Below are 12797 nucleotides of genomic sequence, written 5' to 3' on the forward strand. Positions count from 1 at the left end.
CTCGTCTCCCCCTCGGGTGGTCAGGCGCCGCAGGAACGGAGGAACGCGCGGGTGCGGACGGCGATCGGCAGCGGCTTGTCCGGCTCGCAGGGGTACATGTCCTGCTCGACGATGGCGAACAGGTCCACGCCCAGTTTCTGCGCGGCCGTGAGCACCGGGCCCAGTTCGGGGACGCCTGCGGGCGGTTCGCACATCACCCCGCGCTGCACGGCCGGCCCGAACGGGACCTCGTTCTCGACGACGTCGGCGAGGATCTCCGGGTCGACCTGCTTGAGGTGGAGGTAGCCGATGCGTTCGCCGTAGGTCTCGATCAGCTTGACGCTGTCGCCGCCGCAGTAGGCGTAGTGGCCGGTGTCCAGGCAGAGGTTGACCAGGCCGGAGTCGGTCGAGTCGAGGAAGCGCTCGACGTGCTCCTCGGTGTCGATGTGGGTGTCGGCGTGCGGGTGGACGACGATGTCCAGGCCGTACGCGTCCTTCACCTGCCGGCCGAGGCGTTCCATGCCCTTGGTGAGGTGGCCCCACTGCTCGGTGGTGAGTTCCGGGGCTTCGAGGATCTCCGCGGTCTTGTCGTCGCGCCAGAAGGACGGGATGACGACGAGGTGCTTCGCGCCCATGTCCCGGGTGAGTGCGGCGACCCGGCCGACCTGCTCCCAGGTGGCGTCCCATTCGGACGGGCCGCGGTGCAGTCCGCAGAAGATGGTGCCGGCGGAGACCTTGAGGCCGCGCTTCTCCACCTCGTCGCCGAGGCGCGCCGGGTCGGTGGGGAGGTAGCCGTAGGGGCCGAGTTCGATCCAGGAGTAGCCGGCCTCGGCGACCTCGTCGAGGAAGCGCCGCCAGGGCACCTGCTGCGGGTCGTCGGGGAACCAGACGCCCCAGGAGTCGGGGGCGGAACCGACCCGGATGCGGTCGAGCGCGACTGCCATGTCAGGGCTTTCCTTCCGGAGTTGCGGCTGCGGGGGCCTGGAGGTCGCCCTCCTCGGGGAGTTCCTCGGTGTCGACGCCGCCGACCTGTGCCAGCTCGTGCTTGAGGGCGGCCAGTTCGGCGCCGCCGGCCATGTGGTTGGTCAGTTCCTCGAGGCCGACCTCGCTGCGGTCGGCGCTGAGTTCCACGGTGCCCAGGCGCAGTACGCTGAAGTGGTCGCCGACCATGTAGGCGTGGTGCGGGTTGTGGGTGATGAAGATGACGCCGAGGCCGCGGTCGCGGGCCATCGCGATGTACTTCAGGACCACGCCGGACTGCTTGACGCCGAGGGCGGCGGTCGGCTCGTCCAGGATCAGCACCCGCGCGCCGAAGTAGACGGCGCGGGCGATGGCGACGCACTGGCGCTGGCCGCCGGAGAGCGTGCCGATGGGCTGTTCCAGGTCGTCCAGGACGATGCCCATGTTGCGCAGTTCCTCGTCCGCGGTCCGCTTCATCCGGTCGATGTCGAGGCGGCGGACGGGCCAGGGCCCCTTGGTCATCTCGGAGCCGAGGAAGAAGTTCCGCCACACCGGCATCAGGGGGACGACCGCGAGGTCCTGGTAGACGGTGGCGATGCCCTTGTCGAGGGCCTCGCGCGGGGTGGAGAACCGCACGGGCTCGCCGTCGACGAGGAACTCGCCCTCGGTGTGCTGGTGCAGCCCGGAGACGATCTTGATCAGGGTGGACTTGCCGGCGCCGTTGTCGCCGAGGACACAGGTCACCTTGGAGGGGTGGACGGTGAGGTCGACGCCGTGCAGGGCGCGGATGTTGCCGTAGGACTTGCCGGCCGAGCGGAGTTCGATCAGGGGGCGGTCGCCGTCGGGCGCGGTGTCCTCGCGGACGGAGCCGTGGGTGCCGGTGGTCTCGTCGGTCATTGCGGTCACCTCCGGGTCGCCGTGCGCTGGACCCACAGATTGATGAGGACGGCGCCGAGCAGCATCACGCCGAGGAAGGCCTTGAACCAGTCGGGGTTCCAGCCGGCGTAGACGATGCCCTGCTGCACCATGCCGAACATGAAGGCGCCGAAGACCGGGCCGATCGCGGAGCCGTACCCGCCGGTCAGCAGACAGCCGCCGATGACCGCCGCGGCGATGTAGATGAGCTCCTGGCCCACGCCCTCGCCGGACTGCACGGTGTTGAAGGAGAACAGGTTGTGCATGCCGACGAACCAGGCGCCGAAGCCGACCAGCATGAACAGGGAGATCTTGGTGAAGGTGACGGGGACGCCGACCGCGCGGGCGCTGTCCTTGTTGCCGCCGACGGCGAAGATCCAGTTGCCGTACTTGGTGCGCAGCAGCACCCAGGTGGCGAGGGCCGCGAAGACGAGCCACCACACCACGGTGATCTTCACCTGGACGCCGGCGACGTCGAAGCCGGAGGCGAAGACCGCCTTGGCCTGGTCGAAACCGTCCATGTCGCTGATGCTGTCGGTGGCGACGTTGCCGGTGACCAGCTTGGTCACCGCCAGGTTCACGCCCTGCAGGATCAGGAAGGTGCCGAGGGTGACCAGGAAGCTGGGCAGCCCGGTCCTGACCAGCATCCAGCCGTTGAACGCGCCGATCCCCAGGGAGACCGCCAGGGCGACGATCACGCCCGTCCACACGTTCAGGGTGAGCTGGTAGCTGAGCATGCTCGCGGTCAGCGCCGAGGTGACGACGGCGACACCGGCCGAGAGGTCGAACTCGCCGCCGATCATCAGCAGGGCCACGGGCAGCGCCATGATCCCGATGACCGACGACTGGTACAGGATGTTCGCCATGGAGCTGCCGTCCCGCACCGGCGGCGCGGCGAACAGGAAGAACACCACGACGGCCACGGCGCCGAGGAACACGCCGACCTCGGGCCGGGCGAGCAGACGCAGCGCCAGCGGGCGCCGCACGGTGCGGCCGTCGCTCTGTCTCGGGCCGGGGGCCGGCGGTGGGGTCACCGCCGGCTCAGCCTGTGGGGCCATGCTCATCACCGAGTGCCCTTCGCGGCGTACTCGGAGACCGCGTCGACGTTGGACTCGTCGACGAACGCCGGGCCGGTCAGCACCGGCTGCTCACCGCCGCCGCTGTAGTTGCCGTTGTTCTTGTAGAGCCACAGGCCGTCCACGGCGAGGTAGCCCTGCAGGTAGGGCTGCTGGTCCACGGCGAACTGGATGTCACCGGCCTCGATCGCCTTGGTCAGCTCCTTGTTGAGGTCGAAGGTGGCGACCTTCGCCTTGCTGCCCGCGTCGCCCACCGACTGCACCGCGGTCGGCGCGAAGGGAGCGCCGAGGGTGACGACGTAGTCGATGGAGGAGTCCTGCTTCAGCTTCGCGGTGATCGTCGACTTCACCGAGGGCATGTCGGTGCCGTTGACGTTGAGGATCTGGGTCTCGCCCTCGAAGGTCTCCTTCACCCCGTCGCACCGCTGGGTCAGGCCGACGTTGCCCTGCTCGTGGACGACGCAGACGGCGTTCTTCGCGCCGACCTCGTTCAGCTTCTTGCCGAACGCCTCGCCCGCCACGGACTCGTCCTGGCCGAAGAACTCCAGCAGGTCGAGGTCCTTCCAGTCGCTCAGCCCGGAGTTGAGGCCGACGACGGGGATGCCGGCCGCGTTCGCCTTGGCTATGGCCTCCTTGAGCGCGTCCGGCTTGGCGAGGGTGACCGCGATGCCGTCGACCTTCTGGTCGATCGCGTTCTGCACCAGGGTGGCCTGGTTGCCGGCGTTCGGGTCGGCGGAGTAGACGAGGTCGATGTTGTCCTTGGCCGCGGCGGCCTCGGCGCCCTTGCGCACGATGTCCCAGAAGGTGTCGCCGGGCGCCTGGTGGGTGACCAGGGCGACCTTCATGCGGGGCGTGTTCGCCTTGCCCGCGGAGGCGTCCGCTCCGCCCTCCTCGGACTCCTTGCCACCGGAACCGCTGGAGCAGCCGGCGAGGGTCAGGGCGGCTGCCGCAGCGACCGCGACGAGCGGCGCGGTTCTGCGGGAGCGGGTGTGCGAAGAGCGGTCCATCTGTCCTGCACCTCACTGTGCTACGCGGGGAAAGGGCGGGAATCCGAGGATCCGGTGCCCGGAGCCTCGGAAGTCCGGGGTGTGCCATGGAACACGGCGGTCATGCTGGGACGCGATCCAATCCCCAGAACCGCCCGCTGTCAATACTTTGTTAAGACATCATTTCACTAACTAGTCCGAATGTAAGTACAAACTATTGACATCGCCGCCCTCCGAGACCTACACCTGTGAGGCGGCAGGTCCCTGGAATCCACGCCCCCACCGTGGCAGGGAGCCCCGGGACCCGCATCCCCTGCAGTTCGAGGAGCGTCGCTCAATGGCCGTCCCACCACAGTATTTCGACCCGATCACCTTGGGTCGCACCGGGGTCGATCTTTATCCACCGGAGACCGGCGTTCCATTGGCACGTGTGGAGACGTTCGGGAAATTCCCGGGCGGATCGGCCGCGAATGTCGCGGTGGCGGCCGCCCGGACGGGCCGTTCCGCGGCGGTCATCACCCGCACCGGTGAGGATTCCTCCAGCGCCTTTCCGCACGGGGCGCCGAAGCGGTTCGGCGCGGACGGCCGCTGGGTCACGCCGGCCCCCGCCCGTCCCGCCCCGCTCACGTTCCGCGGGGTCTTCCCGCCGGACGGCTTCCCGCCGCACTTCCGCCGCCACCCCGGGGTCCTCGATCCGGAGATCCGCGTCGGCGCACCGGACCTGACCGCCGTACGCACGGCCGGGACCTCCTGGACCACCGGCACCGGCCTGAGCGAGGAGCCCGGCCGCTCGGCCGCTCCCGGCGCGCCGGAGGTCCGCGACCGTCGCGGAACCACCCTCTTCGGCCTGGACCGGCGCCCGGTGTTCCGGCGGAACCCGGACCGGGCCCGCCCCTGTCACCGCGAGGCGCTGCGGCACGCCACGGTCGCCGTCGGCGGCCTCGACGAGTGCGAGGCCGCCGCCGGGGTGCGCGAGACCGGGGCCCCCGCCGAGGCACTGCCGGCGGCCGGGGCGGAACCGGCCGTGGTCGGGCAGGGTCCGAAGGGCGTGCTCGCCGCGCACCGCGACGGCACCCGGGCCGGGGCGCCCCCGGCGCCGGTCGAGGTGGTCAACGGTCCCGGCGCGGGCGACGCCTTCGGCGGCCCGCTCCGCCACGGCCCGCTCCCCGGCCGGGACCCGGAGCGGACCATGCGCCACGCCGACGCCGCGGGAGCCGTCGTCGCCTCCCGCCTCGCCTGTTCGTCCGCCCTGCCGACCGAGCCGGAGGTCGCGGACCTCCTCGCGCGTGCCGTCTCGCCGGACGCGGCGGGCCTGCCGAGCCAGTCCTGAACGGAGCCCTTCCTTGAACCTCAGCATCCCCGACCTCACCACGGTCCGGGCCCGCAATCCGGAGGCCGTCGCCGAGGCCGCCGCCCGCCGGGCACGGCGCCCGCTGATCGGCGACAGCGGCCGGCTGATGATCGTGGCCGCCGACCACCCCGCCCGGGGCGCGCTCGGCATCGGCGACCGCCGACTGGCCATGGCGAACCGCGCCGACCTGCTGGAACGTCTCTGCACCGCGCTGTCCCGGCCGGGCGTCGACGGGGTGCTGGCCACCGCCGACATCCTGGAGGACCTGCTGCTCCTCGGAGTGCTGGAGAACAAGGTCGTCATGGGCTCGATGAACCGGGGCGGCCTGGCCGGCGCCTCCTTCGAGATGGACGACCGCTTCACCGGCCACCGCGCGGAGGACATCGCCCGGCTGGACTTCGACGCGGGCAAGCTGCTGGTCCGCATCGACTACGACGACCCGGGCTCGCTGGCCACCCTGGAGTCCGCCGCCCGCACCGTGGACGCCATGGCCGAACGCCGGCTGCCGGTGTTCGTGGAGCCGTTCATCTCGCGCCGGGGCGGGGACGGCCGGGTCCGCAACGACCTGTCCGCCGAGGCGGTCACCCGTTCCATCGCCATCGCCTCCGGTCTGGGCGGCACCTCCGCCTACACCTGGCTGAAGCTGCCGGTCACCGACGACGTCGACGCCATGCCGGAGGTGCTGGAGGCCTCCACGCTGCCCGTCGTCCTGCTCGGCGGCGAGGTCGGCGACCAGGAGGCGGCGTACGAGCGGTGGGGCAAGGCGCTGCGACTGCCCACCGTGATGGGGATGGTCGTCGGCCGCTCGCTGCTCTACCCGGCCGAGGGCAGTGTGGAGACGGCGGTCGACACGGCCGTCGGCCTGTTGTGAGAAGCCCGTTCGAAGACGGAGGCACGGCATGACACATCACCTTCCCGCGGGCAAGGCCCTCGCCGGCCCCTACGCCGTCGACGTGAGCCCACAGACCGCCGGCTGGGGGTACTCCAGCCTGCGCGTCCTGCGACTGCCGCCCGGTGGGTCGCACACCTTCGACACCGGCGACAGCGAGTGGATCGTGCTGCCGCTGAGCGGCGGCTGCACGGTCACCGCCGACGACGACTTCGGTCACGACACCTTCGAACTCACCGGCCGCACCAGCGTGTTCGACGGCGTCACCGACTTCGCCTACGTCCCGCGCGACGCCCGCGCGACCCTCGCCTCGACGGACGGCGGACGGTTCGCGCTCACCGGCGCCCGCTGCACCCGCCGGCTGCCCGCCCGCCACGGGCCGGCCTCCGGCGTCCCCGTCGAGCTGCGCGGCACCGGGAACTGCTCACGACAGGTCAACAACTTCGCTGCGGCGGCCCCCGCCGGAGGCGGTGACGGACAGGGCTTCGAGTGCGACAGGCTCATCGCGGTCGAAGTGCTCACCCCGGGCGGCAACTGGTCGTCCTTCCCGCCGCACAAGCACGACGAGCACCGGCCCGGCGAGGAGTCCGTGCTGGAGGAGATCTACTACTTCGAGTTCGCCGGCCACGACGGCACCCCCGGCCTCGGCTACCAGCGGGTCTCCCCGTCCGGTCCGGGACGCGAGACGGACGTGCTGGCCGAGGTGCGCGACGGCGACGTCGTCCTCATCCCGGACGGCTGGCACGGCCCGTCCATGGCCGTGCCCGGCCACCACATGTACTACCTCAACGTCATGGCGGGCCCCGAGGCCGAACGCGCCTGGCTGATCCGCGACCACCCCGACCACGCCTGGGTCCGCGACACCTGGCCGGACCAGTCCGTCGACCCCCGACTCCCCCTCTACACCGCACCGGAGAGGTCCGCATGAGCGCCGCCACCCGTCGACTGACGACCGCCCAGGCCCTGGTGCGGTTCCTGTCCGCCCAGTACACCGAACGCGACGGCGTGCGCCGCCGGCTCATCGCGGGCACCTGGGGCATCTTCGGCCACGGCAACGTGGCGGGGATCGGGCAGGCGCTCGTCGAGTACGCCGGGGTCATGCCGTACCACCAGGGCCGCAACGAGCAGGCGATGGTGCACGCCGCCGTCGGGTACGCCCGTCAGCTGAACCGGCTGTCGGCACAGGCGGTGACGACCTCCATCGGCCCCGGCGCCACGAACCTCGTCACCGGCGCCGCCCTCGCCACCGTCAACCGGCTGCCGGTGCTCCTGCTGCCCGGCGACTACTTCGCCTCACGCGTCGCCGACCCGCTGCTCCAGCAGTTGGAACACCCGGTCGAGGCCGATGTGTCGGTCAACGACACCCTCCGCCCGGTGTCGCGGTACTTCGACCGCGTCACCCGCCCGGAGGCCCTGATCCCCTCCGCGCTCAACGCGATGCGGGTGCTCGCCGACCCGGCCGAGACCGGCGCGGTGACGCTGGCCCTCCCCCAGGACGTGCAGGCGGAGGCGTACGACTGGCCGGAGGAGTTCTTCGCCGAGCGCGTCTGGTCCGTGCGCCGTCCCGCCCCCGACCCGGTGGAGCTGGCGGCGGCCACGCAGGCCGTACGGACGGCGCGGCGGCCGCTGGTCGTCGCGGGCGGCGGCATCCACCACAGCGAGGCCGAGGAGGCGCTGAAGGCGTTCGTGGACGCCACCGGCATCCCGGTCGCCTCCACCCAGGCCGGCAAGGGCTCCCTGCGCCACGACCACCCGGCCGACCTCGGGGGCATCGGTCACACCGGCACGGCGGTGAGCGACGGGCTCGCCCGCACCGCCGACCTGGTGATCGGCGTCGGCACCCGCTACACCGACTTCACCACCGCCTCCGGCACCCTCTTCCAGAACCCGGACGTGCGCTTCCTCAACGTCAACATCACCGGCTTCGACGCGCACAAGCTGGCGGCGCGCACCCTGGTGTGCGACGCGCGCACGGGTCTGGAGCAGCTGGCCGGGGCCCTCGCCGGGCACCGCGTGGAACCGGCGTACGAGGCGGAGTACCGGGCCGGCAAGGAGCGCTGGGAGCGGGTCGTCGAGACCGCCTACCGCGCGGACGACGACACCGCCGTACCGACGCAGACGCAGGTGCTCGGCGCGCTCGACGCGGTCGTCGGCGACGCGGACGTGGTGATCAACGCGGCCGGTTCGCTCCCCGGCGACCTGCACAAGCTGTGGCGCTCGCGCAGCCCCCGCCAGTACCACCTGGAGTACGGCTACTCCTGCATGGGCTACGAGATCCCGGCCGCGCTCGGCGTGCAGCAGGCCGCGCCCGGCACACCGGTGTGGGCGCTGGTCGGCGACGGCACCTATCTGATGAACCCGACGGAGATCGTCACCGCCGTCCAGGAGAACCTCCCGGTCAAGCTGGTCCTGGTCCAGAACCACGGGTACGCCTCCATCGGCGGCCTGTCGGAGTCGGTGGGCGCCGAACGCTTCGGCACCGCCTACCGTCACCGGGCCGACGACGGCACCTTCACCGGCGCCCCGCTGCCCGTGGACCTCGCCGCGAACGCGGCCAGCCTCGGCATGGAGGTGCTGCGCGCCAAGACCGTGCGGGAGCTGCGGAATGCGCTGGCCCAGGCGCGCGCCTGCGACCGTCCGACGTGCGTGTACGTCGAGACCGACCCCGCTCCCACCGCTCCCCCGGCCGAGGCCTGGTGGGACGTGCCGGTGGCCGAGGTGTCCGCCCGCGAGGCGGCCGTGCGGGCCCGCGCACGGTACGACTCCGAGGCCGCCGGCCGCCGCCGGCACCTGTGAACCCGTCCGCGCCGCTACAGGAAGGTACGTCCATGGCGAAGACCGGTGACCCCGCACGTGCCGCGACCGGACCCGCGCTCAGCTCCCTGGACTTCGCCCTGGACCGGGGCAGTCCGGTGCCGCTGTACCACCAGCTCGCACAGCAGCTGGAGGCGGCAATCGAGCAGGGCGTCCTCGCCCCCGGCAACCTGCTGGGCAACGAGGTCGACCTGTCCGTGCGGCTCGGCCTGTCCCGCCCCACCGTCCGCCAGGCCATCCAGTCCCTCGTCGACAAGGGACTCCTGGTCCGGCGGCGCGGGGTGGGCACACAGGTGGTGCACAGCAAGGTCAGGCGTCCCCTGGAGCTGAGCAGTCTCTACGACGACCTGGAGGCGGCCGGACAGGAGCCGACCACGCAGGTGGTCCGCAACGAGACGGTCCCCGCGCCCCCGGACGTGGCGGCCGCCCTGCGACTGGCCGGGGGCGGCGAGGTGGTCCTGCTGGAACGCCTGCGCCGCACCCACGGCCGGCCGGTCGCCCTGCTGCGCAACTACCTCCCGTCGGGCCTGCTCGGCCTCGACGGCGACCGCCTGGAGTCGACCGGCCTGTACCGGATGATGCGCTCGGCCGGCATCACCCTGCACAGCGCCCGCCAGACCGTCGGCGCCCGCGCGGCCACCGCGGCGGAGGCCGGCCGGCTGGACGAGAAGGAGGGCGCCGCCCTGCTCACCATGGAGCGCACGGCCTACGACGACACCGGCCGGCCGGTGGAGTACGGCACCCACGTCTACCGCGCGTCCCGGTACTCGTTCGACTTCCAGCTGCTGGTCAGGTCCTGAGGCCCGCGCTGAACGGGGTGACCGGGCGCGGCAGGCGCTCACCGTCCACGGTCAGGTCGACCGCCTCGTTGTAGAAGGCGAGGCGGTCCTTGATCACGGCGACCGCGGGCAGCGGGTCGGGGTAGCTCCACACGATGTGCGGTGGTACGGCTCCCCCGCCGCGCCAGGACCAGTAGGCGTCGGCCGTGCCCTTGTACGGGCACCGGGTGCTGTGGTCCGCGGCTTCGAAGAGGTCCAGGCGGACGTCCTCGCGCGGAAGGTAGTAACGGGTCGGCAGCGAGGTCTCGAACAGCAGGACCGGGTCCGCCGAGTCGGCGACGACGGTGCCCTCGATCCCGACCCGGACGCGACGACTGCTCGGCATCGCGTCCACCCGTTTGTACGGGTCGCGAGGGTGGACGAAGATCTCCTCGTCCTCCTCGTACCAGTGGTCGAGGCCGGTGTCGGTGCGCCCGAACCACGCGAAGGCGATGTACCCGGACAGGTCGTCGGCGGGGAAGGTCCAGGCGGCGTTCGGGCGCGGGCCGCCGTCGGCGTGGAGGTCGTAGAAGACCGTGGAACCGGTGTGGCTGCCCGTCCGGGGGCGCCGGGCGGGGCGGAGGAGGTCCGTGCGCACCTCCTCACGGGGGAAGGCGTACTGCGGGACCGGCAGCCGGGGTTCCCAGACGAGGACCGGGTGGCGGCTGTCGACGACGGTGACGTCACCGGCGGTGCCGCGCACCCAGCGCTCGCTGGGTTCCCACAGCAGGCCTTCGGGGGTCGCCCGCGTGGAACGGGCGGCGGGATGGGTGATCATGGCCGGGGCTCCCTCCGGATGTGCGGGTACCCCTTCCACCGTCCCACCGGCGGACGCGGATGTCCGCCTCAGTGCGCCGCGTTCAGCCGGGCCCGCTGTTCCGCCGACAGTTCCAGGTCCACCGCCGCCAGGTTCTCCTCCAGTTGGGCCAGGGACGACACCCCGGCCAGCGGGAGGATCGGCAGCTCGTGGCCGAGCTGCCAGGCCAGCACCACCTGGCCCGGCGTCGCCCCGGTCTCCCGGGCGACCTCCCGCAGCACCGCGAGGCGGGCGGGGGTGCCCGGGTGGTCGTAGTCGTGGGGCAGCCGTCCGGGGTGGGCGTAGGCGCCCTTGAGCAGCGGCGAGTAGGCGACCAGGGTCAGTGCGGGCTCGGCGCGGAGATAGCCGGCCAGTTCCGCTCCGGCGTGGCCGAGGCTGCCGTCGGGGAAGAGGTCCTCGGGGACGTCGGTACGGGGCCGCAGGTAACTGTGCTGGTACTGCAGGACCTCGTAACCGGGCAGGCCGGCCGCCGCCGCGAGGGCGCGGGCCCGTTCCACCCGCCACACGGCCTGGTTGCTCACCCCGAGCAGCCCCACCGCGCCCTCGGCGACCAGGGCCCCGAAGGCCTCGACCGTCTCGCGCTGGGGGACGGTGTGGTCGTCGATGTGCGCGTACAGCAGGTCCAGCCGCTCCAGCCCGAGTCGCTCACGGCTGCGTTCGGACGACTCCCGGATCACCTTCGCGGACAGGCCCTCGGCGTTGTCGGTGTAGCTCGTGCCGGGGGCGAGGGGGCGGGCGCCGAGCTTGGTCGCCAGGACGATCTCGTCGCCGACCCCGCGGCTGCGCCGCCAGCGGCCGAGCAGTTCCTCGCTCTGTCCGCCCTGGCCGCCGTCGGTCCAGAAGGCGTAGTTGTCGGACGTGTCGACGAAGTTCCCGCCGGCCTCGACATAGCGGTCGAGCAGGGCGAAGGAGGTCTTCTCGTCGGTCACCGACCCGAACAGCATCGCCCCGAGCGCGAGCACGCTCACGCGACGGCTGTGCGGACCGGTGCCGATGGTGCGGTACTTCATGGGTGCTCCCTCCCGTTCGCACCCCGTCGTCGGGGCACGGACCGGGAGTCTTCCGCTTGAAGAGCGCTCCAAGTCAAGCCTTCCCGCGTCCCATCGGGCCGACGGCAACCGGTCCGTCCCGCGATTCGTCCTGGACGACGAGTCGAGCGGACGGGAAACCAGGTGGAGCGAGCGGCAACAGCGTCCCGAGGGGCGTGGCACCGGTGGGTGTGGACGTGGGGGCGGGCGCCCGCCGCCCTCGCGGTACTGACGGCCGGGCTGCTGGCGTTCCACCGGGCGGTGCCCAACTCCGTGGGCCGTGCGGGCAGTCTGCTGGAGACGTTCCTGCCATGGCTCGGCCTGGTGCTCGTCGTGCTGTTCGGCTGGGCCCTGCTGCGCCGTTCGGCCACCGCCCTGGTGGCCCTGCTCCTGCCGGCGGCGGCCTGGACGCACCACTTCGGCGGGCTGCTCCTGCCCGGCGGGGAGTCCGGCCCGCAAGACCTGGTGGTGGTGCAGCACAACGTCAGCGACGAGAACACCGACCCGGCGGGCACGGCCCGCGCCCTGGCCGGCGCCGGGCCGGATCTCATCGCGCTGCAGGAGCTGGTGCCCCCGGCGCTCGCGGTCTACGAGAAGTCGCTCGCCCCGGACTACCCGTACCACGCGGTCCGGGGCACCGTCGGACTGTGGTCGAAGCATCCGCTCGTCGGCGTCCGTCACCTGGACATCAGACCGCGGGGCATCACGGAGCCCTGGAGTCGCGGACTGCGGGCCGCGGTCCGCACACCGCACGGCGAGATCGCGGCGTACGTCGCGCACCTGCCCTCGGTCCGTGTGGGGGCGAGCGGCCTCGCGTCCTCCTGGCGCGACGAGAGCGCAGGCCTGCTGGGCGGGGCCGTCGCCGCCGAGTCACTGAGAAGGGTGATCCTGCTGGGCGACCTCAACGGCACGGTCGACGACCGCGGGCTGGCCCCGCTCACCTCACGGATGAACGTGGCGCGGCGGGGCTTCGCCCTCAGCTTCCCCGCCGCCCTCCCCCTGGCCCGGATCGACCAGGTCATGGCCCGCTCGGCGACCGTCGCCCGCATCCGCGCCCTGCCCGCCACCGGCAGCGACCACCTGCCGGTCGCCGCGCGGGTCACCCTGCGATGAGGAAGCGGTCCCCGGCGGGGAAAGAACGAGAGGCCGTATCGGAGATCTCCG

At 72.2% G+C, this 12797-nt stretch carries 12 protein-coding genes; 6 read left to right on the forward strand and 6 right to left on the reverse strand.

Annotated elements, in window-relative coordinates:
* Window positions 1-20 precede the first annotated feature (20 nt).
* From ACZ8ZB_RS03970 to ACZ8ZB_RS03985, 4 genes are read right to left on the reverse strand one after another with little or no spacing between them, the layout of a single operon-like run.
* Window positions 21-923: a sugar phosphate isomerase/epimerase family protein gene (locus tag ACZ8ZB_RS03970; protein ID WP_470736330.1), complete on the reverse strand. Its 903-nt coding sequence runs from the start codon at window positions 921-923 to the stop codon at window positions 21-23.
* Window position 924: 1 nt separating this feature from the next.
* The gene (locus tag ACZ8ZB_RS03975; RefSeq protein ID WP_470736331.1) at window positions 925-1836 is read right to left on the reverse strand and encodes an ATP-binding cassette domain-containing protein; all 912 of its coding nucleotides are present in this window, start codon (window positions 1834-1836) and stop codon (window positions 925-927) included.
* Window positions 1837-1841: 5 nt separating this feature from the next.
* Window positions 1842-2918: an ABC transporter permease gene (locus ACZ8ZB_RS03980; protein WP_470736332.1), complete on the reverse strand. Its 1077-nt coding sequence runs from the start codon at window positions 2916-2918 to the stop codon at window positions 1842-1844.
* The gene (locus tag ACZ8ZB_RS03985) at window positions 2918-3937 is read right to left on the reverse strand and encodes a sugar ABC transporter substrate-binding protein (RefSeq protein ID WP_470736333.1); all 1020 of its coding nucleotides are present in this window, start codon (window positions 3935-3937) and stop codon (window positions 2918-2920) included. The genes ACZ8ZB_RS03980 and ACZ8ZB_RS03985 overlap by 1 nt, the downstream gene beginning before the upstream one ends.
* Window positions 3938-4253: 316 nt before the next feature.
* Between ACZ8ZB_RS03985 and ACZ8ZB_RS03990 the strand changes: the two genes are divergently transcribed.
* The 5 genes from ACZ8ZB_RS03990 to ACZ8ZB_RS04010 are packed head-to-tail and all read left to right on the forward strand — an operon-like array spanning window position 4254 to window position 9770.
* Complete coding sequence (locus tag ACZ8ZB_RS03990; RefSeq protein WP_470736334.1) at window positions 4254-5246, forward strand: PfkB family carbohydrate kinase; 993 nt, start codon at window positions 4254-4256, stop codon at window positions 5244-5246.
* Between the two features lie 13 nt (window positions 5247-5259).
* On the forward strand, window positions 5260-6138 hold the full coding sequence (locus ACZ8ZB_RS03995) for a Cgl0159 family (beta/alpha)8-fold protein (RefSeq protein WP_470736335.1): 879 nt from the start codon (window positions 5260-5262) through the stop codon (window positions 6136-6138).
* A 28-nt stretch (window positions 6139-6166) separates the two neighbouring features.
* Window positions 6167-7084, forward strand: coding sequence for a 5-deoxy-glucuronate isomerase (iolB, locus tag ACZ8ZB_RS04000; protein WP_470736336.1), 918 nt, complete (start codon window positions 6167-6169; stop codon window positions 7082-7084).
* Window positions 7081-8952: a 3D-(3,5/4)-trihydroxycyclohexane-1,2-dione acylhydrolase (decyclizing) gene (gene iolD, locus ACZ8ZB_RS04005; protein ID WP_470736337.1), complete on the forward strand. Its 1872-nt coding sequence runs from the start codon at window positions 7081-7083 to the stop codon at window positions 8950-8952. Before iolB ends, iolD begins: the two co-directional genes overlap by 4 nt.
* Window positions 8953-8984: 32 nt before the next feature.
* Complete coding sequence (locus ACZ8ZB_RS04010) at window positions 8985-9770, forward strand: GntR family transcriptional regulator (RefSeq protein ID WP_470736338.1); 786 nt, start codon at window positions 8985-8987, stop codon at window positions 9768-9770.
* Here the strand turns inward: ACZ8ZB_RS04010 and ACZ8ZB_RS04015 are convergent.
* Window positions 9760-10566: a DUF427 domain-containing protein gene (locus ACZ8ZB_RS04015; RefSeq protein ID WP_470736339.1), complete on the reverse strand. Its 807-nt coding sequence runs from the start codon at window positions 10564-10566 to the stop codon at window positions 9760-9762. The two genes, ACZ8ZB_RS04010 and ACZ8ZB_RS04015, sit on opposite strands and share 11 nt — an antisense overlap.
* A 68-nt stretch (window positions 10567-10634) precedes the next feature.
* Window positions 10635-11615: an aldo/keto reductase gene (locus tag ACZ8ZB_RS04020; RefSeq protein ID WP_470736340.1), complete on the reverse strand. Its 981-nt coding sequence runs from the start codon at window positions 11613-11615 to the stop codon at window positions 10635-10637.
* Between the two features lie 207 nt (window positions 11616-11822).
* Here ACZ8ZB_RS04020 and ACZ8ZB_RS04025 point away from each other — a divergent pair, with 207 nt between their 5' ends.
* The gene (locus tag ACZ8ZB_RS04025; protein WP_470736341.1) at window positions 11823-12746 is read left to right on the forward strand and encodes an endonuclease/exonuclease/phosphatase family protein; all 924 of its coding nucleotides are present in this window, start codon (window positions 11823-11825) and stop codon (window positions 12744-12746) included.
* The last annotated feature ends 51 nt before the right edge of the window (window positions 12747-12797 follow it).

It is taken from the genome of Streptomyces sp. 12E (genome assembly GCF_055633275.1).

What these genes read in the sequence shown, in the direction of transcription:
- ACZ8ZB_RS03970 (WP_470736330.1), bottom strand. Translation starts at nt 923, where the DNA reads ATGGCAGTCGCGCTCGACCGCATCCGGGTCGGTTCCGCCCCCGACTCC.
- ACZ8ZB_RS04020 (WP_470736340.1), bottom strand. Translation starts at nt 11,615, where the DNA reads ATGAAGTACCGCACCATCGGCACCGGTCCGCACAGCCGTCGCGTGAGC.
- ACZ8ZB_RS03975 (WP_470736331.1), bottom strand. Translation starts at nt 1,836, where the DNA reads ATGACCGACGAGACCACCGGCACCCACGGCTCCGTCCGCGAGGACACC.
- ACZ8ZB_RS04010 (WP_470736338.1), top strand. Translation starts at nt 8,985, where the DNA reads ATGGCGAAGACCGGTGACCCCGCACGTGCCGCGACCGGACCCGCGCTC.
- ACZ8ZB_RS04015 (WP_470736339.1), bottom strand. Translation starts at nt 10,566, where the DNA reads ATGATCACCCATCCCGCCGCCCGTTCCACGCGGGCGACCCCCGAAGGC.
- ACZ8ZB_RS03990 (WP_470736334.1), top strand. Translation starts at nt 4,254, where the DNA reads ATGGCCGTCCCACCACAGTATTTCGACCCGATCACCTTGGGTCGCACC.
- ACZ8ZB_RS03980 (WP_470736332.1), bottom strand. Translation starts at nt 2,918, where the DNA reads ATGAGCATGGCCCCACAGGCTGAGCCGGCGGTGACCCCACCGCCGGCC.
- ACZ8ZB_RS03985 (WP_470736333.1), bottom strand. Translation starts at nt 3,937, where the DNA reads ATGGACCGCTCTTCGCACACCCGCTCCCGCAGAACCGCGCCGCTCGTC.
- iolB (WP_470736336.1), top strand. Translation starts at nt 6,167, where the DNA reads ATGACACATCACCTTCCCGCGGGCAAGGCCCTCGCCGGCCCCTACGCC.
- iolD (WP_470736337.1), top strand. Translation starts at nt 7,081, where the DNA reads ATGAGCGCCGCCACCCGTCGACTGACGACCGCCCAGGCCCTGGTGCGG.